The organism is Corticimicrobacter sp. (assembly GCF_040137905.1).
GTDB lineage: Bacteria > Pseudomonadota > Gammaproteobacteria > Burkholderiales > Burkholderiaceae_B > Corticimicrobacter.
In genome coordinates, this window is the sequence record NZ_JBEFDG010000030.1 from 102,156 (window position 1) to 125,404 (window position 23,249).

General features: G+C 61.2%; 20 protein-coding genes, 1 tRNA gene and 1 pseudogene. 18 read left to right on the forward strand and 4 right to left on the reverse strand.

Translation table 11 applies throughout. The features are described 5' to 3' along the window. Positions 1 to 99: 99 nt before the first annotated feature. The gene (gene acnB, locus ABN482_RS04975) at positions 100 to 2,691 is read right to left on the reverse strand and encodes a bifunctional aconitate hydratase 2/2-methylisocitrate dehydratase (protein WP_349502946.1); all 2,592 of its coding nucleotides are present in this window, start codon (positions 2,689 to 2,691) and stop codon (positions 100 to 102) included. 199 nt (positions 2,692 to 2,890) lie between these two features. Here acnB and ABN482_RS04980 point away from each other — a divergent pair, with 199 nt between their 5' ends. From ABN482_RS04980 to ABN482_RS04995, 4 genes are all read left to right on the forward strand, one after another. Continuing rightward, on the forward strand, positions 2,891 to 3,202 hold the full coding sequence (locus tag ABN482_RS04980; protein ID WP_349502947.1) for an ArsR/SmtB family transcription factor: 312 nt from the start codon (positions 2,891 to 2,893) through the stop codon (positions 3,200 to 3,202). A gap of 23 nt (positions 3,203 to 3,225) precedes the next feature. Beyond that, positions 3,226 to 4,161, forward strand: a complete 936-nt coding sequence (locus ABN482_RS04985) for a YicC/YloC family endoribonuclease (RefSeq protein ID WP_349502948.1) — start codon at positions 3,226 to 3,228, stop codon at positions 4,159 to 4,161. 33 nt (positions 4,162 to 4,194) lie between these two features. Beyond that, positions 4,195 to 4,941: a ribonuclease PH gene (gene rph, locus ABN482_RS04990; protein ID WP_349502949.1), complete on the forward strand. Its 747-nt coding sequence runs from the start codon at positions 4,195 to 4,197 to the stop codon at positions 4,939 to 4,941. A 77-nt stretch (positions 4,942 to 5,018) separates the two neighbouring features. Beyond that, entirely contained in the window at positions 5,019 to 5,321 is a 303-nt protein-coding gene (locus ABN482_RS04995) for a hypothetical protein (RefSeq protein ID WP_349502950.1), read from the forward strand. 60 nt (positions 5,322 to 5,381) lie between these two features. On the opposite strand, the gene ABN482_RS05000 is transcribed toward ABN482_RS04995, so the two are convergent. Both ABN482_RS05000 and ABN482_RS05005 read right to left on the reverse strand, forming a co-directional pair. Beyond that, the gene (locus tag ABN482_RS05000; RefSeq protein WP_349502951.1) at positions 5,382 to 5,927 is read right to left on the reverse strand and encodes a hypothetical protein; all 546 of its coding nucleotides are present in this window, start codon (positions 5,925 to 5,927) and stop codon (positions 5,382 to 5,384) included. 114 nt (positions 5,928 to 6,041) lie between these two features. Beyond that, a tRNA-Met gene (locus tag ABN482_RS05005) sits at positions 6,042 to 6,118 on the reverse strand. 119 nt (positions 6,119 to 6,237) lie between these two features. Here ABN482_RS05005 and scpB point away from each other — a divergent pair. The 10 genes and pseudogenes from scpB to tsaD all read left to right on the forward strand — a co-directional run. Continuing rightward, a pseudogene (gene scpB / locus ABN482_RS05010) lies at positions 6,238 to 6,924 on the forward strand (SMC-Scp complex subunit ScpB); the annotation flags it as partial. An 88-nt stretch (positions 6,925 to 7,012) separates the two neighbouring features. Continuing rightward, positions 7,013 to 8,686, forward strand: coding sequence for a 23S rRNA pseudouridine(2605) synthase RluB (gene rluB / locus ABN482_RS05015; RefSeq protein ID WP_349502984.1), 1,674 nt, complete (start codon positions 7,013 to 7,015; stop codon positions 8,684 to 8,686). A gap of 214 nt (positions 8,687 to 8,900) precedes the next feature. After that, positions 8,901 to 9,395, forward strand: coding sequence for a ribosome maturation factor RimP (rimP, locus tag ABN482_RS05020; RefSeq protein ID WP_349502952.1), 495 nt, complete (start codon positions 8,901 to 8,903; stop codon positions 9,393 to 9,395). Further along, complete coding sequence (gene nusA / locus ABN482_RS05025) at positions 9,392 to 10,873, forward strand: transcription termination factor NusA (protein ID WP_349502953.1); 1,482 nt, start codon at positions 9,392 to 9,394, stop codon at positions 10,871 to 10,873. The genes rimP and nusA overlap by 4 nt, the downstream gene beginning before the upstream one ends. A 91-nt stretch (positions 10,874 to 10,964) precedes the next feature. Further along, positions 10,965 to 13,979, forward strand: a complete 3,015-nt coding sequence (gene infB, locus ABN482_RS05030; RefSeq protein ID WP_349502954.1) for a translation initiation factor IF-2 — start codon at positions 10,965 to 10,967, stop codon at positions 13,977 to 13,979. 6 nt (positions 13,980 to 13,985) lie between these two features. Next, positions 13,986 to 14,387, forward strand: a complete 402-nt coding sequence (rbfA, locus tag ABN482_RS05035) for a 30S ribosome-binding factor RbfA (RefSeq protein WP_109060659.1) — start codon at positions 13,986 to 13,988, stop codon at positions 14,385 to 14,387. A gap of 33 nt (positions 14,388 to 14,420) precedes the next feature. Beyond that, on the forward strand, positions 14,421 to 15,155 hold the full coding sequence (truB, locus tag ABN482_RS05040; RefSeq protein ID WP_349502955.1) for a tRNA pseudouridine(55) synthase TruB: 735 nt from the start codon (positions 14,421 to 14,423) through the stop codon (positions 15,153 to 15,155). A 19-nt stretch (positions 15,156 to 15,174) separates the two neighbouring features. Beyond that, complete coding sequence (typA, locus tag ABN482_RS05045; RefSeq protein ID WP_349502956.1) at positions 15,175 to 16,995, forward strand: translational GTPase TypA; 1,821 nt, start codon at positions 15,175 to 15,177, stop codon at positions 16,993 to 16,995. A gap of 55 nt (positions 16,996 to 17,050) precedes the next feature. Next, positions 17,051 to 17,659: an IMPACT family protein gene (locus ABN482_RS05050; RefSeq protein ID WP_502877239.1), complete on the forward strand. Its 609-nt coding sequence runs from the start codon at positions 17,051 to 17,053 to the stop codon at positions 17,657 to 17,659. After that, entirely contained in the window at positions 17,656 to 18,786 is a 1,131-nt protein-coding gene (tsaD, locus tag ABN482_RS05055; protein WP_349502958.1) for a tRNA (adenosine(37)-N6)-threonylcarbamoyltransferase complex transferase subunit TsaD, read from the forward strand. The genes ABN482_RS05050 and tsaD overlap by 4 nt, the downstream gene beginning before the upstream one ends. A gap of 309 nt (positions 18,787 to 19,095) precedes the next feature. Here the strand turns inward: tsaD and plsY are convergent, their stop codons facing one another. Next, positions 19,096 to 19,788 (reverse strand): glycerol-3-phosphate 1-O-acyltransferase PlsY, encoded by a 693-nt coding sequence (plsY, locus tag ABN482_RS05060; protein ID WP_349502959.1) that lies wholly within the window; start codon positions 19,786 to 19,788, stop codon positions 19,096 to 19,098. Positions 19,789 to 19,909: 121 nt separating this feature from the next. Between plsY and surE the strand changes: the two genes are divergently transcribed. The 4 genes from surE to ABN482_RS05080 are packed head-to-tail and all read left to right on the forward strand — an operon-like array spanning position 19,910 to position 23,200. Then, on the forward strand, positions 19,910 to 20,674 hold the full coding sequence (gene surE / locus ABN482_RS05065; RefSeq protein ID WP_349502960.1) for a 5'/3'-nucleotidase SurE: 765 nt from the start codon (positions 19,910 to 19,912) through the stop codon (positions 20,672 to 20,674). 17 nt (positions 20,675 to 20,691) lie between these two features. Further along, on the forward strand, positions 20,692 to 21,489 hold the full coding sequence (locus ABN482_RS05070) for a protein-L-isoaspartate(D-aspartate) O-methyltransferase (protein ID WP_349502985.1): 798 nt from the start codon (positions 20,692 to 20,694) through the stop codon (positions 21,487 to 21,489). Positions 21,490 to 21,506: 17 nt separating this feature from the next. Then, on the forward strand, positions 21,507 to 22,421 hold the full coding sequence (locus ABN482_RS05075) for a peptidoglycan DD-metalloendopeptidase family protein (RefSeq protein WP_349502961.1): 915 nt from the start codon (positions 21,507 to 21,509) through the stop codon (positions 22,419 to 22,421). Beyond that, positions 22,418 to 23,200: a 3'-5' exonuclease gene (locus tag ABN482_RS05080; RefSeq protein ID WP_349502962.1), complete on the forward strand. Its 783-nt coding sequence runs from the start codon at positions 22,418 to 22,420 to the stop codon at positions 23,198 to 23,200. Before ABN482_RS05075 ends, ABN482_RS05080 begins: the two co-directional genes overlap by 4 nt. The last annotated feature ends 49 nt before the right edge of the window (positions 23,201 to 23,249 follow it).

Consider the following 23,249-nt stretch of genomic DNA (forward strand, 5'->3'; position numbering starts at 1 on the left):
AAAACAGCAACGCTCCTGGATCGTGAGAAACCAGGAGCGTTGCGCGTGGCGAAACCGGTGTTGCGCGACTGTGAAGTGATGCAACCCGGATGCCGGGGATCAGGCGCTGACGGTGTCTGCCACGTCCTTGTAGTCTTCGATCTTGTCGAAGTTCAGGTACTGGTAGATCTTGTCGCCGTTCTCGTTGATCACACCGATATCGGCCATGTACTCTTCCTTGGTCGGAATGCGGCCCAGGCGCGAGCAGATGGCAGCCAGTTCGGCCGAACCCAGGTACACGTTGGTGTTCTTGCCGAGACGGTTGGGGAAGTTGCGGGTGCTGGTTGACATCACCGTGGCACCTTCGCGCACCTGTGCCTGGTTACCCATGCAGAGTGAGCAGCCCGGCATTTCGGTACGCGCACCTGCCGTGCCGAACACACCGTAGTGGCCTTCCTCGGTCAGTTGCTGGGCATCCATCTTGGTCGGCGGGGCGACCCACAGCTTGACCGGGATGTCACGCTTGCCTTCGAGCAGCTTGGAGGCGGCACGGAAGTGACCGATGTTGGTCATGCAACTGCCGATGAACACTTCGTCGATCTTGGCACCTGCCACGTCAGACAGCGTCTTGACGTCATCGGGGTCATTGGGGCAGGCGACGATGGGCTCATGCACGTCGGCCAGGTCGATGTCGATCACGGCGGCGTACTCGGCGTCTGCATCCGGCTCCAGCAGCTTGGGATCAGCCAGCCAGGCTTCCATGGCGGCGATGCGGCGGCGCAGGCTGCGTTCGTCCTGATAACCGTTGGCGATCATCCACTTCAGCATCACGATGTTGCTGTTGAGATACTCGATGATCGGGTCCTTGTTCAGGCGCACCGTGCAACCGGCAGCCGAACGCTCGGCGGAGGCGTCGGACAGTTCGAATGCCTGTTCCACCTTGAGGTCGGGCAGACCTTCGATTTCCAGGATACGACCGGAGAAGATGTTCTTCTTGCCTTGCTTGGCAACGGTCAGCAGGCCTTGCTTGATGGCGTACAGCGGAATGGCATTGACCAGATCGCGCAGTGTGACGCCCGGCTGCAACTTGCCCTTGAAGCGGACCAGCACGGATTCGGGCATGTCCAGCGGCATCACGCCGGTGGCAGCGGCAAAGGCCACCAGGCCGGAACCGGCCGGGAAGCTGATGCCGATCGGGAACCTGGTGTGCGAGTCACCGCCGGTACCGACGGTATCCGGCAGCAGCATGCGGTTGAGCCACGAGTGGATCACGCCATCGCCCGGACGCAGCGAAATGCCGCCGCGCGTGCTGATGAAGGCCGGCAGCGTGTGATGGGTCTTGACGTCGACAGGCTTGGGATAGGCGGCGGTGTGGCAGAACGACTGCATCACCAGGTCAGCCGAAAAGCCCAGGCAGGCCAGATCCTTGAGTTCGTCGCGGGTCATCGGGCCGGTGGTGTCCTGGCTGCCGACCGAGGTCATCTTGGGTTCGCAGTAGGTGCCTGGGCGGATGCCGGTGCCTTCAGGCAGGCCACAGGCGCGGCCCACCATCTTTTGTGCCAGAGTGTAGCCCTTGCCGGTGTCGGCAGGATTTTGCGGCAGACGGAACAGTTCGGACGGTGCCAGACCCAGCGTTTCACGTGCCTTGGCGGTCAGGCCACGGCCAATGATCAGCGGAATGCGGCCGCCAGCGCGCACTTCGTCGAACAGCACTTCGGACTTGACCTTGAATTCGGCAATGATGGCGCCGTTCTTGATGGCCTTGCCTTCATAGGGGCGCAGCTCGACCACGTCGCCCATTTCCATCTGCGACACATCCAGCTCGATCGGCAGGGCACCGGCATCTTCCATGGTGTTGTAGAAGATCGGGGCAATCTTGCTGCCCAGGCACACGCCGCCAAAACGCTTGTTCGGCACGAAGGGGATGTCGTCGCCGGTGAACCACAGCACCGAGTTGGTGGCGGACTTGCGCGAGGAACCGGTACCGACCACATCGCCCACGTAGGCGACCAGGTGGCCCTTTTCCTTGAGCGACTCGATGAACTTGACCGGGCCGCGCTTGCCGTCTTCCTCGGGCTGGAAGGCTGCGCCATCGCGCTTGTTCTTGAGCATGGCCAGCGCGTGCATCGGGATGTCCGGGCGCGTGGTGGCATCGGGGGCGGGCGACAGATCGTCGGTATTGGTTTCGCCAGGGACCTTGAAAACGGTGATGGTCAGGCTTTCCGGCACTTCGGGACGGCTGGTGAACCATTCTGCGTCGGCCCAGCTCTGCAGCACGGCACGGGCATTGGCATTGCCCTTGTCGGCCTTTTCCTTGACGTCGTGGAAGGCATCGAACACCAGCAGGGTCTTCTTGAGGCCCTCGGCCGCGGCGGCACCTACCTCTGCGTCATCCAGCAGTTCGATCAGCGGGGCAACGTTGTAGCCGCCCAGCATGGTGCCGAGCAGTTCGACCGCGTGCTTGCGGCTGATCAGTGCACACGGTTCCTTGCCGAGCGCGATGGCTGCCAGATAGGAGGCCTTGACCTTGGCGGCATCATCCACACCGGCCGGCACGCGATATGTCAGCAGGTCGAGCAGGAAATCGGCTTCGCCTGCCGGAGGCGACTTGATCAGTTCGATCAGATCGGCCGTTTGCCGGGCAGAAAGGGGCAGGGGAGGAATACCAAGCGCGGCGCGTTCGGCGGCATGTTGACGATAGGCTTCTAGCATGGCGGCCTGTATATGAGAAGTGAGTGGGAAAATCCGGATTGCATACCACAGCGTGTGAGTCTGCACCCATTGACCGTATTGTAGGACGAAGCCTGCAGACTGGCAATACTCTTATATAAGACATAAGAGGCGTTGCGGCTTTGCAGCATGGTTTTTGTCTGTTGGGCTGATAAACAGGGCTTTGCGATAAAATCGGGCCATGAATACGCATGTCGCAGACAAGGAATTCCTGCTCGCCGGTGCCGCCGAGGCTGCCGCGCTGCTCAAGGCTGTGGGCAATCCCCACCGCCTGCTTGTCCTGTGCCTGCTCATCGAACGCCAGGAAATGAGCGTCGGTGCGCTGCTTGAGCATGTCGACCTCAGCCAGTCGGCACTGTCGCAGCATCTGGCGCGAATGCGCGAGGAAGGTATGGTGGCTTATCGCCGTGAAGCGCAAACGCTCCACTATCGCATTGCCGATCCGCGCATCGAGCGCCTGATCGCCACGCTCAAAGATATTTTCTGCCCCTGATGGGGCCCAACCGGACATTGCCCATGATTCTCAGCATGACTGCCTTCGGCAGCGGCACCGCACGGCACGACGATACCCAACTCACCATCGAGCTGCGAGGGGTCAACAGCCGTTTTCTCGATCTTCATTTCAAGTTGCCGGACGAATACCGCCACGCCGAAAGTCGCCTGCGTGAATTGTTGTCGGCTCGTCTGCTGCGCGGCAAGGTCGAGATACGGCTGGCCAGCCAGGGGGCACGCAGCGATGTCGCGCGCATTCCCGACATGGCTGCGCTTGAGGCCTTGGCTCGCCAACTGGCGCAGGTACGCAGCATTCTGCCGGATACGCCTGCGCCCCGTCTGCAGGAAGTGCTGCAGTGGCTGGGCGGGCAGGCCGAGCAATCCGATCCTGGCGAGCGCGAGCAGGTGCAACTGGCGCTGACCCTGGAGGCTGCAGAAACGGCGCTGACCCAGTTCGTGCAGGCGCGCGAGCGCGAAGGCGCACGCCTGGCCGAGGTGGTCATGGGCTGCGCGGATACAATTGTCACGATTCTTGATGCTCTGGAGCCGCAGTTGCCGGGTATTCAGGACGATTACCGGCAGAAACTCCAGGGCCGCCTGCAGGAATCGGTGGCGCAGGCATTTCCGGGGGGCTTTGCTCATATCGGTGGGCAGGAATTGTCGGAACGTCTGGCCAGTGAGGCCAATCTGTTTGCCTTGCGTATCGATGTGGCGGAAGAAATCGCCCGCCTGCGCTCGCACCTGGCCGAACTGCGGCACCTGTTGCAGCATGGTGCTGCCGAGGATGCTCGTGGCAAGCGCACCAGTGCGGGCAAGCGGCTGGATTTCCTGTTCCAGGAAATGAACCGTGAAGCCAATACGCTGGGCTCCAAGTCGGGCGCGCTGGTCATGACCCGTGCGGCGATGGATCTCAAGTTGCAGATCGAGCAGATGCGCGAGCAGGCTGCAAATTTTGAATGACCGCATGAATGCCCATGCAACCAGGATATCTCCATGAATGACTCGACTTCCCATATCCGTGCCCACGGGCGCAGCCCCGATGCGTTGCGTGATCTGTCGCTGGAGCGTGGCTTTACCTGTCATGCCGAAGGTTCGGTGCTGATCCGCATGGGGCAGACCCATGTACTGTGCACGGCCAGCGTGCTCGATAAAGTGCCGCCTTTTCTCAAAGGCAAGGGGCAGGGCTGGGTGACGGCCGAGTACGGCATGTTGCCGCGTGCGACCCATACGCGGAGTGATCGTGAGGCGGCCAAGGGCAAGCAGAGTGGGCGAACCCAGGAAATCCAGCGTCTGATCGGTCGCAGCCTGCGCGCGGTGTTCGATCTGCAGAAACTGGGCGAGCGCACCCTGCATCTCGATTGCGATGTGCTGCAGGCTGATGGCGGAACCCGCTGTGCCTCGATTACCGGTGCCTGGGTGGCCGCCGCCGATGCTGTCGATCTGCTGCTGCAGCGCGGTGATCTGGACGAATCTCCGATCCTTGATCAGGTGGCGGCCGTGTCGGTGGGGCTGTATCGCGGTGCGCCGCTGCTGGATCTCGACTATATAGAGGATTCGGGTTGCGAGGCCGATGTCAATGTGGTGATGACGGGCCAGGGTAATCTGGTCGAGGTGCAAGGCACGGCCGAAGGCCGGGCCTTTTCTCGCCAGGAACTGGATGGACTGCTGGATCTGGCCCAGGGCGGCATTGCGCAACTGGTGACGCAGCAACGGGCGCATCTACGACCTTTTGGCGGTTGATCTTCGGGGACAAGAGGGCATAATGTCCCTATCGGCTGCAGTGCTCCTGCGGCCAGATCACCACCAAGGAGGAGACTATGACAATCGTGAAAAGCGATGGCGGTATCGTCGATACCTGCGCAGAACAGGCTGCGCTGCTGTCCAAGCGGGCACACAAGGAAGCCCTGTCAGGGGCTGCGCGGGATGCCGAAGTGGCGATACTGCTGGACGGATTCCGGCAGCAGATTGTCCGCAGCGGCAGTGATATCGACCCCGAGGATGTGGCCCGGAAACTGGCAACCCGTCTGCGGCTCTATGCAGATACGCTTTACGACGAAATGCCCGAGGCCAAGGAAGTGTTGCTGAGGCTGGCTGAGGGCGTGGAGCGCCAGGAGGCTTGAGGTAGCCGAAGGGGGCAGGAAAAATACCGGTAGCGTGCCGCGCTGACCGGTATTTTTCTTTCAGGTCTCGTCAAAGTGCAATACGCAAAGGCCCGCGGCCACGGCAAGCTGAATCACGGGCTGCGCATTGTCCCGGTTCTGGAAGTAAAGCACATTTGTGTCATCCCATCCTGCTGCGTATATGCAGCCTTGTTCGGGGAGTATGATGAACTGTGTGGGTGCTTTCGATGGGCTGAAGCGCGACTGCGCTAAAAAACCGTCCCGCGAGGTGTAGCGCTTCAGTGTCAATTTTGCTTTTCCGGGCCAACGACCACGCCATCTGGGTGTATATATTGGGGTCAGGTCAAAAAGCGAAGCCCAATGTGCTTCCATGCTTTGGTTTCTTCTATTGCGCTCCATTGAGTCGGTGATGTTCATCAGATGCCATTCAGACGCATCGCGAAGCCAATGATCAAATACCGAAATGGCGATTTTCTGCATGCCCCCATCAGAGTCTTTCTCCAGGATGGCTCTCATGGAGGGGAATTGCCGATGAATGTGTTGTGCATCCTGCTCTGCCAGTCGAGTCAGGATTTTCTGGTGGGATTGCGTTTTGTGGGAAACCATGTCTGTGTTTGAGCAATGCGCGCGATGGCTCGCGGGTGCGCAGCAAGAAGTGTGCAGCAAGAAACCCGGCATGAAAAAAGGGCCTGCCAACAAGGCAAGCCCTTTTTGAATATCTGGTTGCGGGGGCAGGATTTGAACCTACGACCTTCGGGTTATGAGCCCGACGAGCTGCCAGACTGCTCCACCCCGCGTCTGAGAAAAAGATTCTAACAGGCCTGTTGCTTCCGCGCAAGTTGAGTCTGATGGTGACTGCGTTACCATGCGATATTTGCAACAATAGGCTTTCCGTCACGCGGGCATACTGGACCATATGGACGATAAGGATGTCATAATAGTGCTTGAGGCAGCGTTGCTGTGTGCTGCACAACCCATGCCAAATGCCGAGCTGCGCAAGTTATTCGAAGATGGGCAGCTCGATGGCGGCAGGCTTCGACTTCTACTGGGGCAGTTGGCCCATGAATGGAGTGGGCGCGGGCTTGAACTGGTCGAACTGGCTGGCGGGTGGCGCTTCCAGAGCCGCGCAACGATGCGGCCTTATCTTGAACGATTGAGTACCGAAAAGGCACCTCGTTATTCGAGGGCAGTCCTTGAGACTCTGGCAATCATTGCATGGCGCCAGCCGGTTACGCGTGGCGATATCGAAGATATCCGGGGGGTCACTGTCTCTTCCCAGATCATCAAGACGCTTGAGGATCGGGGGTGGATCGATACCATTGGTTATCGTGATGCGCCTGGACGGCCAGGATTGCTCGCGACCACGCGACAGTTTCTCGATGATCTCGGGCTGCGTGCGCTGGATGAGCTACCCATGCTGGAACAGCAGGATACAGCTGGTCTGTTGAGCAAGATGATGGCCCGAGAGGCTGAGGGTGATGCCGGGCGCGATGCGATTGTGCCGGATCGGCTTGCCGTCACCCGCATTGCGCAGGTCGTGCCTGATGAGGATGGCGTGGCCGATGAGGCAGATACTGCGGCTCGCGAGCAAGGCGAGCCGGAACAATAATTCTTGAAATCACGAAGTTGGAGTGTCAGTGGCGACTAAAGAAGAAGCACTGTTGCAGACTCAGGCGGATGCATCCGCCTCCATGCCTGCGGGCGAAACCGCGGGCGGCAAGGGCAAGGGGCGCAAGTTGAGGACGCCATTCCGGCGTCGCCGCGCCGATGCTGTCGAGCCGCAGTCTGCTGGCGATGCCCAGCTTCGCGTCGAGGCTGCTGCGCCCGAGGCGGGTGCAAGCCCACGCAAGACGACGGGTGGGCGCAAGCGTCAGGGGGCTCCCCGGGCGCAAAAGCCCCAGGAAGCCCAGGGTGCGGCACCCGCTGCGGGACGAGGCAAGCGCCCGGCGACGCCTCGCAGGCGTTCTGAAAAACCTGTGAGCGCCGATGTGCAGCAGTCGGCTGTCATTATCGATCCCGAGGCCGAGCGTGAGGCGGAAGCGGCGCTGTCCTATCTGGATCAGGCGGACTCCCTGCCCAAGCGCCTGGGCAAATATCTTGAGCATGATGCGGTCATGCCCAAGCTGCACAAGGTGCTGGCCGAGGCCGGCATCGGTTCGCGGCGTGAAATGGAAGAGCTGATCGTGGCGGGCCGGGTGTCCGTCAATGGCGAACCGGCTCATATCGGTCAGCGTGTTGGTCCCAAGGATCAGGTGCGCGTCAATGGTCGTCTGGTGGCCCGCCAGGCCTCCAAGCGCAAGCATCGTGTGATCCTGTATCACAAGCCGGCAGGCGAGATCGTCAGTCATGATGATCCCGCGGGTCGTGCCAGCGTGTTTGCGCGCCTGCCCAAGCTGCGCACTGGAAAGTGGCTGTCGGTCGGTCGGCTTGATCTCAATACCGAGGGCTTGCTGATCCTGACAACGTCCGGGGACCTGGCCAATCGCCTGATGCACCCACGTTATGGGGCCGAGCGCGAGTACGCGGTGCGTGTGCTGGGCGAGCTGGGCGACGAACAGCGCAAGGCGCTGGTCGAAGGGGTTCAGCTGGATGATGGCATGGCGGCGTTCGGCTCCCTGGATTATCTGGGGGGGGAGGGCAGCAATCGCTGGTATCGCGTGACGCTCAATGAGGGGCGCAACCGTGAGGTTCGTCGCATGTTCGAGGCGGCAGGCGTGACGGTCAGTCGGCTCATCCGTACCCGTTTCGGCGAGGTTGTCCTGCCGCGCAATCTGCGCCGTGGTCGCTGGGAGGAGTTGAGCGAGGATCTGGCGGCTGCATTGATGGTGCAGCTTGGCTTGCTCAACGACGATGATGATGGTGAACGTGTGCGCAAGCAGCCCAAGTCACACGACAGCGCATTGCCGCCGGGCTTCGGTACGATGGAGCGCAATGGTCTCAATGGTGCGCGAGTCAGCCGCAAGGGCAAACTGCAAGGCGGCGGCGGTGCAACATTCAGTTGCCCGTCCGATCCATTTGGGACGGGCTCTCCCCTGGTGGGTGGGTACGCAAACGGCCATCCTCTGGAGCGTGGCGAGTCCAGAGGGGCGAAGCCGGCCGGTGGTGCCCGCAAGCCGCGAGGCAAGTCGCAATCTCAATCCCAGTCCGGTTCTGCTGCGACAGGCAATGCACGTCCTGCCGCCAAGAGTGGTGGCAAGGCGGCCAGGAGCGGTGGTGGCAAGCAGGGCCGGCAGGGTGATGCGCCTGCGAAGGCGTCTGCCCAACGTCCTGCCCGACGCAAGAAAGGTAGTCAGGGGGATGACTGGCAGCCACGCGGCGCAGCGGCGCATGAGTCCCGCCTGGGTGTGATTGGCCGTAGCCGCTGACAACTGTTTCTGTTAAAATAGACGGTTTTGATGGGCTAGGGTTGTTGTGTCTGCGCTTTGCGGACGCAATTTGCAGGCGCACTTTGTGCAGGCATGCCCGGCCCGGATGGTCAGCTTGTTGTCGTGGTGGCTGGCACATACATAGCGACTCTTGCGCTGGCGTGTGCCGGTGCAACACAGTGGGCTGGTTGTTCAGCCCTTTTTTTTTGAGCATATGGCAGACATTTTTTCGTTGACGGAGCAGGCGCTGGCAGGCATGGATATCGAACTGGTCGATGTCGAACGTGCGGGCCAGGGGCTGTTGCGTGTGACTATCGATACGCCCGAAGGTGTGCGGATCGAACATTGCGAGCAGGTCTCGCGGCATCTGTCGCGCGTCTACGAAGTCGAAAATTTGGATTACAGCCGGCTCGAAGTCAGTTCTCCCGGTACCGATCGACCACTGCGCAAGGATGCCGATTTCCGGCGTTTTGCTGGTGAACGTGTCGAGATCAAGCTGCGCGAGGCGATTGACAGCCGCAAGGTTTTTTCAGGGATTCTGACGCTTCCGGAAACGGAAGGCGAAGCCGCCGATCAGCAGGGCGGCGCAACGTTCGGGTTGGAGTTCGAGGCACAGAAGGGTGAGATGCAGGTGTTGAGCTTTACGCTGGATGATGTCGAGCGTGCCAAGCTGGATCCCGTCCTGAATTTCAAGGGTAAGAAGCGATGAGTCGCGAAATTCTTTTACTGGTGGATGCGCTGGCGAGCGAAAAGGCCGTTCCGCGTGAAGTGGTCTTTGGTGCACTTGAGGGTGCGCTGGCGTCGGCCATGAAAAAGCGCTTCGAGGAAGATGTCAATATTCGCGTGGCGATCGACCGCGATACCGGCAACTATGAAGGTTTCCGGCGCTGGCTGGTCGTGCCCGACGAAGAAGGTTTGCAAGAGCCCGATCAGCAGGAACTGCTGTCGGATGCGCGTGAACTGGCACCCGACGTCGAGATCGGCGATTACATTGAAGAACCGCTCGAGGCCATCGAATTTGGTCGTATCGGTGCGCAGGCCGCCAAACAGGCCATTCTGCAGAAGATCCGCGATGCCGAGCGCGAGCAGGTTCTCAACGATTTTCTGGATCGTGGCGAAAGTATCGTGTCCGGCACGGTCAAGCGCATGGACAAGGGCGATGCCATCATCGAAAGCGGCAAGATCGAAGCCCGCCTGCCTCGCAACCAGATGATCCCCAAGGAAAATCTGCGTATCGGTGATCGTGTGCGTGCCTGGGTTCAGACCATTGATCGCACGGCACGTGGCCAGCAGGTACTGCTGTCGCGCACGGCTCCCGAATTCATCCAGCAACTGTTTGAAAACGAAGTGCCCGAGATCGAGCAGGGTCTGCTCGAGATCAAGGCTGCAGCGCGCGATCCTGGCGTTCGCGCCAAGATCGCTGTCGTGGCCTACGACAAGCGTATCGATCCCATTGGCACTTGCGTCGGCATGCGCGGCTCGCGTGTGACGGCTGTGCGCAATGAGCTGGGTGGCGAGCAGGTCGATATCGTCCTGTGGGCTGACGATCCCGCGCAGTTCGTCATTGGCGCGCTGGCTCCGGCCAACGTCGAGTCCATCGTGGTGGATGAAGACAAGCACGCCATGGATGTGGTCGTCGACGAGGAAAACCTGCCGAAGGCGATCGGTGCCCGTGGTCAGAACGTCCGCCTGGCATCCGACCTGACCGGGTGGCAGATCAACATCATGACCCAGGAAGAAAGCCACAGCCGCCAGGAAGAGGAGCGCGAGACTTTGCGTGCCGCTTTCATGCAAAAACTGGACGTGGATGAGGAAGTCGCTGACATCCTGATCGACGAAGGTTTCACCGGCCTGGAAGAGATCGCCTATGTGCCGATGCAGGAACTGCTCGACATCGAGGCGTTCGACGAAGAAACCATTACCGAGTTGCGCACTCGCGCCCGCAACGCGCTGCTGACCGAGGCTATTGCCAAGGAAGAAGAGGCAGAGGCTGCCCAGAATCTCAACGGTCTCGAAGGCATGACGCCCGAACTGATCGAGAAACTGGCCCAGCATGGCATTGAAACCCGCGATGACCTGGCCGATCTGGCCAGCGATGAGCTGGCCGAGATGGTTGGTGTCGACGAGCAGGCGGCCAGCGACCTGATCATGCGTGCTCGCGAGCACTGGTTTGATGATGAGGCGTAAGTGCAGGAGCGGCCGGTGAGTGCCGGCCCGTCTCCCGCCAGGCAACAGCATCAATATTGAAAAATGCAGTAGAAAGGGAAGAGAGAAACGAATGTCGAGTAATACCGTCGCCCAGTTCGCAAATGAGCTGAAAATGCCCGCCGTCGCGCTGCTTGAGCAGTTGCGCGTTGCCGGCATCGACCTCAAGTCGGCCGACGATGTCGTCACCGAAAGCGACAAGGCGAAGCTGCTCGAGTCGTTGCGCAAGGGTAAGGCGCAAGGCAGTGAGGGCAAGAAGATCACGGTGACTCGTCGCCAGACTTCGGAAATCCGCCATGCCGATGCCACCGGCCGTTCCCGCACGGTGCAGGTCGAAGTGCGCAAAAAGCGTGTCTTCGTCAAGCGTGATGTGCAGGATCCGCTGGCAGCCGAAGCCGCGCTCTCTGACCAGGACCATGCTGCCGACGTTGATCGCCAGGAAGCAGTGCCGGTTGTGGACGTCACCCACGAAACTGCCGCGCCCATCGAAGCGGCGGCAGCCGTACAGGCTGATGTCGCTCAGGTTGTTGCTGAAGATCATGCGGCAATCGAGTCGAATGTGACCGCTTCGGCAGAGAGCACGGTTGCTCCTGTGGAGGTGGTTGCCGTCGAGCAACAGGCTGCCGTGGCCGACGTGCCTGCCGTAGAAGAGGCTGTGCCGGTTGCCACCGAAGCGCCATCCATTCCATCCGTTCCGCAAGTGGAGTCCGCCGATACCGGCGCGGCTGCACCCGCGGCAGAACAACCCACCCCTGCGCAGGAGGCCACGGCCTCCGTGGCGCAGCAGGAGCAGACGGCCGAGCCGTCCTCCGTCAGCGCAGCAGCACACGCGGAACCGGCCCCTGCCAAGCAGGCAGCCGTCTCGTCCGCGCCCAAAGCGGCAACAGGAAAGAAAAATATGTCCGGCCAGGCAGTACCAGTGGAAGCGGCAGCGGGTGCCACTCCTCCGGCGAATCGTGAAGCAGCCCGCAAGGCAGCCGAGGCAGAGGCAGCGGCATTGCGTGCCATGCTGAACCGTCCCCGCAAGGTGCTGCGTGCGCCTGAGCCCGAGCCGCAGAATGTGGCCGGTACACTGCACAAGCCTTCCAAGAAGGAAGGCGTGAAAAAAGACGCCAAGCCGGCGACTGACAATGCGCCGGGCAAGAAAACCGTCAAGACGGCGGATGCAGGCTCTTCGTCGTGGTCCGATGGCAATCGCAAGAAGCCGTCCGATCGCCCGCAGCGCAGCGATGCACCTGCCGGCCGTGATGGCTGGCGCAGTGGCAAGGGTGGTGGTAAGGGCCGTCGCGGCGATCGCCGCGACGAGCAACAGGCCGCCAGTGCAGCACCTGAATTCATCGTCCGTGAAGTGCACGTTCCCGAAACGGTCACGGTAGCCGATCTGGCGCACAAGATGTCCGTCAAGGCCGCCGAAGTCATCAAGCTGTTGATGAAGCTGGGCCAGATGGTGACCATCAACCAGGTGCTGGATCAGGAAACCGCCATGATCGTGGTTGAGGAACTGGGCCACAAGGCGATTGCTGCCAAGCTGGATGATCCCGAGGCCTTCCTCGACGAAACCGATCTGGGCGAGATCGAATCGTTGCCGCGTGCACCTGTCGTGACCGTTATGGGCCACGTTGACCACGGCAAGACCTCGTTGCTGGATTACATTCGTCGTGCCAAGGTGGCACATGGTGAGGCCGGTGGCATTACGCAGCATATCGGTGCCTATCACGTCAAGACGCCGCGTGGCGTGGTGACCTTCCTGGATACCCCGGGTCACGAGGCCTTCACGGCCATGCGTGCCCGCGGTGCCAAGGCAACCGACGTCGTGATCCTGGTTGTGGCCGCCGATGATGGCGTCATGCCGCAGACGCGCGAAGCCATTCACCATGCGCGTGCCGCAGGTGTACCCATCGTGGTGGCGATCACCAAGGTCGACAAGCCCGAAGCCAATCCGGATCGCGTCAAGCAGGAACTGCTGGTCGAGGAAGTCGTTCCCGAAGAATACGGTGGCGATGTACCCTTCGTGTCCGTGTCGGCCAAGACTGGTGCAGGCATTGATGATCTGCTCGAAAACGTACTGTTGCAGGCCGAGATTCTTGAGCTCAAGGCACCGATCGAGGCTCCCGCCAAGGGGCTGGTTGTCGAGGCCCGCCTCGACAAGGGGCGCGGCCCGGTCGCGACCGTGCTGGTACAGTCCGGTACGCTGAACCGGGGCGACTCGGTGCTGGTGGGAGCAAGCTACGGCCGTGTGCGTGCCATGCTGGACGAAACCGGCAAGGCCATCCACAAGGCTGGCCCATCCATTCCGGTTGAAATCCAGGGGCTGACTGAAGTGCCTGCCGCCGGCGACGAACTGATCGCCATGACCGACGAGCGCAAGGCACGCGAAATCGCACTGTTCCGTCAGGGCAAGTTCCGTGACGTCAAGCTGGCCAAGCAACAGGCCGCCAAGCTCGAGTCCATGTTCGACAACATGGGTGAGGGTGCCCAGATTCTGTCGCTCATCATCAAGACCGATGTGCAGGGTTCACAGGAAGCGCTGGCCAGTTCGCTGCTCAAGCTCTCGACCGACGAGGTCAAGGTGCAGGTGGTGCATGCGGCAGTGGGCGGTATTTCCGAAAGCGACGTCAACCTGGCCATCGCTTCGCATGCAGTCATCATCGGCTTTAACGTGCGCGCCGATCACAGTGCCAAGAAGCTGGCCGAGAACAACGATATCGATCTGCGCTACTACAACATCATCTATGATGCTGTGGACGACGTGAAGGCTGCCCTGTCCGGCATGCTGGCACCCGAGCGCAAGGAAGAAGTCATCGGCATGGTCGAGATTCGCGAGGTCTACAGCATTTCGCGTATCGGCAAGGTGGCGGGTTGCATGGTCACCGATGGTATCGTTCGTCGCGATTCGCAGATCCGTCTGTTGCGCGGCAATGTGGTCCAGTGGACCGGCCTGCTGGAGTCGCTGCGCCGCTTCAAGGATGATGTCAAGGAAGTCCGCAGTGGTTTTGATTGCGGTGTCACCCTGCGGGGCAACAATGATATCGAAGTCGGCGATCAGCTTGAAGTCTTCGAAATCAAGGAAATCGCCCGTTCGCTGTGAGTCTGAATGAGCCGTCATAAGCAAAAAAGCATCCCCAACCGCAATGTGCGGTTGGCCGACCAGATCCAGAAGGATCTGGCCGAGATCATCCAGCGCGAGATCGAGATGTCCCGCGTTGGCTTGGTCACGCTGACCTCGGTCGAACTGTCGGCCGATTACGCGCACGCCAAGGTCTATTTTTCCGTGCTGGGCGCGGAGCCCGATGCCGTCGTTGCATTGCTCAACGAAAAGGCTGGCTGGCTGCACTCGCTGTTGTACAAGCGACTGCATATCCATACGGTTCCGACCCTGCGCTTTGTGCATGACGCCCAACTGGCGCATGCGATCGAAATGTCCCAATTGATCGACCAGGCCAATCGGTCTGGCGCTCAATCCGGCGTTCCCGACGAACCCGACGACGCCCGCTGACGCGGGCTATCGTTCTATTTCTGGTTGATGACGATGGCTACACGACGCGGGCAGTTGCTCGACGGCGTTCTGTTGCTTGACAAACCAGAAGGGCTGTCAAGCAATCACGCTCTACAACGCGCCAAGCGCACGGTGGATGCCCGCAAGGCGGGCCATACCGGCACGCTCGATCCTTTTGCGACCGGGCTGCTGGTGCTGTGTATGGGCAAGGCGACCAAGATTTCCGGCAAGATGCTGGATGCCGACAAACGCTATCTGGCTACTGTTTTTTTCGGTGCCGAAACCGATAGCGGCGATCTGACCGGTACGGTCGTGTCGCAGGCTGGCGAAGACTTTGCCGGTGTCGGGCGGGAGGCACTGGAACAGGCGATTGCCGGTTTCCGGGGCGAAATCCAGCAGATTCCTCCCATGTACTCCGCGCTCAAGCGTGATGGTATACCCCTGTACAAATATGCGCGCGAAGGGATCGAGCTTGAGCGCCCGCCGCGCACGGTAATGATTCATCGGCTTGATCTGCTGTCTTGCGACGGCAGGCAGGCCGTGATTGATGTTGAATGCAGCAAAGGCACCTATATCCGGACCCTGGCCCAGGATATAGGACGCGCGCTCGGCTGCGGGGCGCATCTGGTGGCGTTGCGGCGCACCCGGATCGGTCCGTTCTCGCTGGACGACGCCATCACGCTGGAGCAGTTGCAGGCCATGCCGACCCCGGCGCAGGTCCTGTTGCCGCTGGACAAACTGCCCGCTGGCCTGTGGCCGGCGGCCTGACTGACTGAGGACGACTTTTATGACACGCGCTTTGCGTAACGTAGCCATCATCGCACACGTCGATCATGGCAAGACCACCCTGGTGGACCAACTGCTTAAGCAGTCGGGCACCTTCCGCGACAACCAGCATATGTCCGAACGGGTCATGGACTCGGGCGACATCGAAAAAGAACGCGGCATCACGATTCTGGCCAAGAACTGTGCCTGCGAATACGAAGGCACGCACATCAACATCATCGACACCCCGGGACACGCGGATTTCGGTGGCGAAGTCGAGCGTGTGCTGTCGATGGCCGACGGCGTGCTGCTGCTGGTCGATGCGGTCGAGGGCCCGATGCCCCAGACCCGCTTCGTGACCCGCAAGGCGCTGGCGCTGGGCCTGCGCCCCATCGTGGTCGTCAACAAGATCGACCGCCCGGGTGCGCGTCCTGACTTTGCGATCAACGCAACCTTTGATCTGTTCGACAAGCTCGGCGCAACCGAAGAGCAGCTCGATTTTCCCATCATCTATGCTTCGGGACTGTCGGGTTACGCGGGTCTGACCGAAGAGGTGCGCAGCGGCGACATGCGTCCGCTGTTTGACGCGATTCTCAAGTATGTGCCGCAGCGTGATGACGATGCCGACGGTCCGCTGCAGATGCAGATCGTCTCGCTTGACTACAGCAGCTATGTTGGCAAGATCGGTGTGGGCCGCATCAACCGTGGTCGCGCACGTGCCGGTCAGGACGTGGTCGTCAAGTTCGGCCCCGACGGCGCACCGATCAAGGGTCGCATCAATCAGGTGCTCACGTTCAAGGGTCTGGAGCGCGTGCTGGTCGATGAGGCCGAAGCGGGCGATATCGCGCTCATCAACGGGATCGAGGAACTGGGCATTGGCTGCACGGTGACGGATGCGTCGGTGCAGGAAGCGCTGCCGATGCTGCGCATCGACGAGCCGACACTGACCATGAACTTCATGGTCAACACCTCGCCGCTGGCCGGTCGTGAAGGCAAGTTCGTGACTAGTCGCCAGTTGCGCGATCGCCTGGAACGCGAGCTCAAGTCCAACGTGGCCTTGCGTGTGCGTGATACCGATGACGACACAGTGTTCGAAGTGGCGGGCCGGGGTGAACTGCACCTGACCATTCTGCTGGAAAACATGCGCCGTGAAGGCTACGAACTGGCCGTATCGCGCCCGCGTGTGGTGTTCAAGGACATTGACGGCGTGCGTTGCGAACCCTATGAACTGCTGACCGTCGATCTGGAAGATGGTCACCAGGGTGCCGTGATGGAAGAACTGGGCCGCCGCAAGGGCGACCTGCAGGACATGCAGCCGGATGGCCGTGGTCGCACCCGCCTGGAATACCGTGTTCCGGCCCGTGGCCTGATCGGTTTCCAGGGCGAATTCCTGTCGATGACGCGTGGTACGGGCCTGATGAGTCATGTGTTCGATGATTACCAGCCGGTGCGCGAAGGCAGCCTGGGCGAGCGCCGCAATGGTGTGCTCATCAGCCAGGACGATGGCGATGCCGTGGCCTACGCACTGTGGAAGCTGCAGGATCGCGGTCGCATGTTCGTCAGTCCGGGCGAAGCGCTGTATGAAGGCATGATCATCGGCATTCACAGCCGTGACAACGATCTGGTCGTGAACCCGATCAAGGGCAAGCAACTGACCAACGTGCGGGCCTCGGGTACGGACGAAGCCGTGCGCCTGGTGCCGCCGATCAAGATCACGCTCGAATACGCCGTGGAATTCATTGACGACGATGAACTGGTCGAGATCACGCCCAAGTCCATCCGTCTGCGCAAGCGCTATCTGAAGGAACACGAGCGTCGTCGCATGTCGCGCGAAGGCAGCTGATACGCTTTTGCGCAGTACGACTGGTAGGGCAGGCAAGCGCGTTTAAAATGTGACCATGACGGTGACCTATACTCTGCTTGAAACCTGCACCTACCAGGAAGATGTTCGCAAAAGCCGCTTTCTGGGCTGGGCCGCCCCGGTGGCCAGCATCGATGAGGCCGTGGCATTCTTTGCCGCTCACTCGGTGGCCGATGCCACGCACAATTGCTGGGCCTATCGGATCGGGCCGCTGTATCGTTTCAATGACGACGGCGAGCCAGGCGGCACGGCGGGCCGGCCCATCCTGCAGGCCATAGAGGGGCAGGGCTTCGACAACGTGGCCGTGCTCGTGGTGCGCTGGTTCGGTGGCGTCAAGCTGGGAGCCGGCGGGCTGGTGCGGGCCTACAGTGCCTGCGCTGCCAACACCTTGCGCCAAGGCAAGCGGCAGGAAGTGATTCCCGCCATGCAGGTGCGCTGCCGATGTCTCTATACCGATCTGGCACGTGTGCAGGCGCGACTGGCCCAGGCCGGTGTGCGTACACTCGATGAACAGTTCGATGCCGAAGGCGTGCAATTGCGCCTGGATGTGCCGCTGGCTGTCGCCAGCGAGCTGGCCGCTGCCGTGGCCGATATCAGCCGGGGACAGGCACTCTGGCAACCGCTTACGGAACAAGCACGCAAATGATCATTCTGGGTTTCGAAAGTTCCTGCGACGAGACAGGTGTCGCGTTGGCCTGCACCGAGCGCGGCCTGTTGGCCCATGCGCTGCACAGCCAGATCGCCATGCATGGCGAATATGGCGGTGTGGTGCCTGAACTTGCCTCGCGAGATCATATCCGTCGCGTGGTGCCGTTGACCCGTCAGGTACTGGATGGAGCAGGGCTGTCGTGGCGTGATCTTGGTGCTGTGGCTTATACGGCGGGTCCGGGCCTGGGCGGGGCATTGCTGGTCGGTGCCAGCGTGGCGCAATCCGTCGCCTGGGCACATGGCCTGCCGACGCTTGGCATCCACCACCTGGAAGGTCATCTGCTGTCGCCGCTGCTGGCCGAACCGCAGCCGACGTTTCCGTTCCTGGCGCTGCTGGTGTCCGGTGGGCATACCCAGATCATGAAAGTCAGTGGTGTAGGGGAATACGAGCTGCTGGGAGAAACGCTGGATGATGCCGCCGGTGAAGCCTTCGACAAGACTGCCAAACTGATGGGCCTGCCTTATCCGGGTGGTCCGGCACTGGCGGCGCTGGCTGAGCAGGGTGACGAGCACGCCGTGCAATTGCCGCGGCCCATGCTGCATTCGCATGACTACGATTTCAGTTTCAGTGGCCTGAAGACCGCCGTGCTGACCCGCATGCGGCAATTGACTGCTGCAGCGGCGCACGAAAGAGAGACTGCCAGCCACGATGGCATTGCCATGGTTCCACCGAGTACTGCCGATACCGCAGCGGCAGCATGGACGGTACCGCTCCAGGCGCGTGCCGATCTGGCGGCAGCGACCCAGGCGGCAATTGTCGATGTGCTGGTGGCGAAGGCGGTCAGAGCGCTCAAGGATGAAGGCTTGACCCGATTGGTGGTGGCAGGTGGCGTGGGGGCCAACAAACGGTTGCGCCGCAAGCTGCAGGACGCCCTGGCTTCGGTGCACAATGCCGAGGTGTTTTTCCCGCCGCTGGAATTCTGCACCGACAACGGCGCGATGATCGCCTTTGCGGCTGCATTGCGGATCAATGCGGGCAAGGCGCAGTTCAATACGGACCACGCTTTTACCGTGCGGCCACGCTGGCCGCTGGACCAGATCGAGGCCTCGGCGGAGCTGTTTTAACTCAAGGGTCGGGAGGGGACTCTATGGGGCAGAGGGCTTAATGCGATTGTGTACCCAGTCGTGATGTGGGACGCCTGGAGCAAGGCATCCATGCAATGCGCGGCTTGTACCCGTGCTGCTTCTTCCGAATGAGACTCCAGTGTGAAGTAAATTTCGTCACACTGATTTGTCTGACTTCCTACGCATCCGCTATCGGGAATAGTCGCATCGAGCGCATTGAAAAGGGCAACTCGCTCTGCAAGCGTGAGCTTGCGGGATAAGTCACCGTAGACAGCGTATTGCATTTTCATCATCAGCAACCAGATGATTTTATCGGTGCCGGGTCTGCTGTTTGCCCGTTGTGCCTGCCTGCTGACCAGCGGTTTTTTTCTTGCCGCCGATCTTGCCTTCGGTGCCTTGCAGCAGGCGCGAGATATTGGCCTTGTGGCGATAGATCAGCATCAGGCTGATGATGCCGATGGCGGTGCCGATGCGTCCGTCTGCGGGCCAGGCAATGCCGGCCCCCAGCAGGTAGTAGATGGGCGCGCAGGCTGCCGCCAGCAAGGCTGCCAGCGATGAGTAGCGCGTGAAATAGGCGACCAGCAGCCATGTCACCAATGCCGCGAGGGCCAGCAGAGGATGCAGTGCCAGCAGCACGCCCATGGCTGTGGCCACGCCTTTGCCGCCCTTGAAGCCGAGAAACAGTGGGTACAGATGGCCCAGGAATACGGCGACGGCGTAGCCGGCAATCCATCCGGCATCCAGGCCGAGGCCCGGTCCGAAGCGCAGGGCAAGGGCTACCATCAGCCAGCCCTTGAACAGGTCTCCCAGCAGGGTAAGCGCTGCGGCGAGCTTGTTGCCCGTGCGCAGAACATTGGTGGCCCCGGGATTGCCCGAGCCGTAATTGCGAGGGTCGTCGAGCCGCATGAGCTTGCTGACCACGACGGCAAACGGAATGGAGCCGACCAGATAGGATGCCAGGAGAAAACCGATGCCGGTGGCAAAAGAAGGAAAATCGCTCATAAATGCCTGCTGTTCGACGATAAAAAAGGGGGCTTACAGCCATCCGGCCGGTACGGACAGAGTACAATCGACGGATTCGCAAGTGTAGCGCCGAACGCACTGATTTTACTTGGGAGTCTGCATGCATATCCTGGTTTCCAACGACGACGGCTATTCCGCGCCGGGACTCGAAGCGCTGGTCAAGGCACTCGACGGCCTGGGCCGCATTACGGTGGTCGCACCCGAAACCAATTGCAGCGGTGCCTCCAATTCCCTGACCCTAAACCGGCCTCTGTGGGTGCGGACGGCATCCAATGGTTTTCACTGCGTCAGCGGCACGCCCTCGGATTGCGTGCACGTCGCCCTGACAGGCCTGCTCGGCGAACGTCCCGACCTGGTGGTGTCAGGCATCAATAACGGTGCCAACATGGGCGATGATACGCTGTACTCCGGTACGGTTGCCGCAGCGACAGAGGGCTACCTGTTCGGAATTCCTTCGATTGCATTTTCTCTGGTGCAAAAGGGCTGGGAGCACCTGGATGCCGCTGCGGCGATTGCACGCAGCATCGTCGAGCGCCAGATCGAGGCACCGCTGCGTGCGCCAGTGCTGCTCAACGTCAATATTCCCAACCGCTCCCTTTACGACATCAAGCCGGCTCGTGTCACGCGACTGGGCCGGCGCCATCCTTCCGAGCCCGTGGTGCGTACGGCCACGCCCTATGGCGAGACCGTTTACTGGATAGGGCCATCCGGCACTGCGGCCGATGCCGCCCCGGGAACCGATTTCCATGCGCTGGCCGAAGGCCATGTCTCGATCACGCCGCTGCGTGTCGATCTGACCCACCATGAGCAGATCGAGACAATACACGGCTGGACGGAGCAACTGGAACCATGCGCCCGCGCCTGACGGATGCCACCGCCATGATGGCGGCCGACAGTCGTTCGCGAAAAAGCGGGCTGCCCTGGAGCGCGAGTGCGCTATCCGGGTTCAGCCCCGCAAACAGCAATACCCGGATTTCGGCCAGCCGCCTGCCGTTGCGTGCCGATGCGGTCGTGCCTTCACTGCGCGCACCGGGCAACCTCGGCCTCAATTCGGAACGCCAGCGTGCGGCCATGGTCGAGCGCCTGCGGCGGCAGGGCATTGCCGACGAACGCGTGCTGCGCGCCATGCAGGCTGTGCTGCGACACAGCTTTGTCGATGAAGCGCTGGCCAGCCGCGCCTACGATGATGCGGCGCTGCCGATCGGCTTTGCTCAGACCATTTCCCAGCCCTGGGTTGTGGCCCACATGATCCAGACCGTGCTGCGCGACCGGATGCCGCGTAAAATACTGGAAATCGGTGCCGGGTGTGGCTATCAGGCGGCGGTGCTGGCGCATTGCGCGCCCGAAGTCCACTCGATAGAGCGGATACAGGGGCTATATGACCTGGCTCGCCACAATTTTCAAAAATTGAAAATAGCATCGATCAAATTGCATTATGGTGACGGCATGCGTGGGCTGCCTGATGCTGCGCCCTTCGATGCCATCGTCATTGCAGCCGCCGGCCTGGAAATCCCGGCTGGATTGCGGTTGCAGCTTGCCATTGGCGGGCGCCTGATTGCCCCTGAAGGTGGAGAAGAACAACGTCTGGTTCTGATAGAGCGCACCGGAGCGCAGGACTGGACCCGAATTGAACTTGAACCGGTGCGTTTTGTCCCGCTCAAGGCGGGTACACAGACATGAATAGACAGGAGAATTACATGCCAGTGCGGGTGTCGCCCACGATGGATATCAATCAACCCTTGGGTTTCCAGGGCGGTCGGCTGCTTGCCTCCTCCCTGCTGGTGCTGGCATTGGCTGCCTGCACGACGACCGACCAGCGGGCCCCGATTCGCGACATGTCGCAACAGCGTGGCGGCGAGAGCGCCCAGCAGGTCGCACAGCCCGCCCTGCGCCATGTCGTCAAGCCCGGCGATACGCTCTACCAGATCGCACGACGCTACCAGGTCGATGCAGGATCGCTGATCGCCTGGAACAAGCTGAGCGACCCAGGCCGCCTGAGCCCTGGTCAGGAGCTTATCGTCAGTGCGCCGGGCAGCGCAGCAGCAACACAACCCGGTGCTTCGTCGACGGCCCAGGTCACACCGATTTCCGAGCCATCCTCGGCAGAAGTGCGTCCGGTCGATCTCAATGCCGGTTCTCAGCCACCCGTCAGCGCGGGTAGCGAGACGCCTGCAGCCACACCCACTGCGCCCCCCCCTTCGGCCACGGCAGGGGCCGGTAATGTGCCGCGTGCCGCCGATGCCAATGTGATCGCCTGGGGCTGGCCTGCCAGTGGTGAGCTGATCCAGACCTTCGGCGGTTCCAGCCGCGGGATCGATATTTCCGGTACGGCCGGCGATCCGATCTATGCGGCAGCCGATGGCAAGGTCATGTTCACGGGCAGTGGCGTGCGTGGCCGCGGCAACCTGATCATCATCAATCACCAGCGCAATGCCTTCATCACGGTCTATGCCCATAACCGTTCAATGCTGGTCAAGGCCGGCCAGGACGTGAAGAAGGGCGACAAGATCGCGGAAATGGGTCAGACCGACACCACGTCACCGCGACTCTATTTCGAGATCCGTCGCCAGGGCACGCCGGTCAATCCGCTGGGCTACCTGCCGGCAAAATGATTCCGCACCTGGTCTTCGATCTCGAGACTATTCCGGATGCAGACGGCTTGCGCCGTTTGCGCGATGCCCAGGGGCTGGATGATGCTGCCGTGGTCGAGCAGGCACTGGCTGCACGGCGCGAGGCGGTCGGCCACGACTTCATGCCGCTGCACCTGCACCGTATCGTAGCCATTGGGTGTGTATTCCGCGATGATCGGGGATTTCAGGTGCGTTGCCTGGGAGAGCCCGGAGACAGCGAGGCCACGCTGATCTCGACCTTCTTCAAGACCATCGAGCGCTATACGCCACGCCTGATCAGCTGGAATGGGTCGGGCTTCGATTTGCCGGTGCTGCATTACCGAAGCCTGATCCACGGCATTGTCGCACCGCGCTATTGGGACACGGGCGAAGATGATCGCGATTTCCGCTACAACAATTACATCAGCCGCTACCATACCCGTCATGTCGATCTGATGGACGTGCTGGCCAAGTACAACGGCCGGGCCAACGCGCCTCTCGACGAGCTTGCCAAGCTGTGTGGCTTTCCAGGCAAGCTGGGTGTCGATGGCAGTCAGGTCTGGCCTATGTGGCAGCAGGGTGCCATCGATGATATCCGGGCCTACTGCGAAACGGATGTCGCCAATACCTGGCTGGTCTATACGCGCTTTCGTCTACTGCGTGGCGAGATCGACCAGACCGGCTACGCGCAGGAGCTGGCCGTAGTCAAAGAGGCACTGGCGGCTTTGCCAGGGTCTCATTGGCAGGAATATCTGGCGGCCTGGGCGGAGTCGGCACGCTAGGTCGATCTTGCATCTGCATGCAGCGAGGGGCTTGGAAAGTCGCTCTGGA

Coding starts and splice junctions, on each gene's coding strand:
- acnB (WP_349502946.1), bottom strand. CDS start 2,691: ATGCTAGAAGCCTATCGTCAACATGCCGCCGAACGCGCCGCGCTTGGT.
- ABN482_RS04980 (WP_349502947.1), top strand. CDS start 2,891: ATGAATACGCATGTCGCAGACAAGGAATTCCTGCTCGCCGGTGCCGCC.
- ABN482_RS04985 (WP_349502948.1), top strand. CDS start 3,226: ATGATTCTCAGCATGACTGCCTTCGGCAGCGGCACCGCACGGCACGAC.
- rph (WP_349502949.1), top strand. CDS start 4,195: ATGAATGACTCGACTTCCCATATCCGTGCCCACGGGCGCAGCCCCGAT.
- ABN482_RS04995 (WP_349502950.1), top strand. CDS start 5,019: ATGACAATCGTGAAAAGCGATGGCGGTATCGTCGATACCTGCGCAGAA.
- ABN482_RS05000 (WP_349502951.1), bottom strand. CDS start 5,927: ATGGTTTCCCACAAAACGCAATCCCACCAGAAAATCCTGACTCGACTG.
- rluB (WP_349502984.1), top strand. CDS start 7,013: ATGCCTGCGGGCGAAACCGCGGGCGGCAAGGGCAAGGGGCGCAAGTTG.
- rimP (WP_349502952.1), top strand. CDS start 8,901: ATGGCAGACATTTTTTCGTTGACGGAGCAGGCGCTGGCAGGCATGGAT.
- nusA (WP_349502953.1), top strand. CDS start 9,392: ATGAGTCGCGAAATTCTTTTACTGGTGGATGCGCTGGCGAGCGAAAAG.
- infB (WP_349502954.1), top strand. CDS start 10,965: ATGTCGAGTAATACCGTCGCCCAGTTCGCAAATGAGCTGAAAATGCCC.
- rbfA (WP_109060659.1), top strand. CDS start 13,986: ATGAGCCGTCATAAGCAAAAAAGCATCCCCAACCGCAATGTGCGGTTG.
- truB (WP_349502955.1), top strand. CDS start 14,421: ATGGCTACACGACGCGGGCAGTTGCTCGACGGCGTTCTGTTGCTTGAC.
- typA (WP_349502956.1), top strand. CDS start 15,175: ATGACACGCGCTTTGCGTAACGTAGCCATCATCGCACACGTCGATCAT.
- ABN482_RS05050 (WP_502877239.1), top strand. CDS start 17,051: ATGACGGTGACCTATACTCTGCTTGAAACCTGCACCTACCAGGAAGAT.
- tsaD (WP_349502958.1), top strand. CDS start 17,656: ATGATCATTCTGGGTTTCGAAAGTTCCTGCGACGAGACAGGTGTCGCG.
- plsY (WP_349502959.1), bottom strand. CDS start 19,788: ATGAGCGATTTTCCTTCTTTTGCCACCGGCATCGGTTTTCTCCTGGCA.
- surE (WP_349502960.1), top strand. CDS start 19,910: ATGCATATCCTGGTTTCCAACGACGACGGCTATTCCGCGCCGGGACTC.
- ABN482_RS05070 (WP_349502985.1), top strand. CDS start 20,692: ATGGCGGCCGACAGTCGTTCGCGAAAAAGCGGGCTGCCCTGGAGCGCG.
- ABN482_RS05075 (WP_349502961.1), top strand. CDS start 21,507: ATGCCAGTGCGGGTGTCGCCCACGATGGATATCAATCAACCCTTGGGT.
- ABN482_RS05080 (WP_349502962.1), top strand. CDS start 22,418: ATGATTCCGCACCTGGTCTTCGATCTCGAGACTATTCCGGATGCAGAC.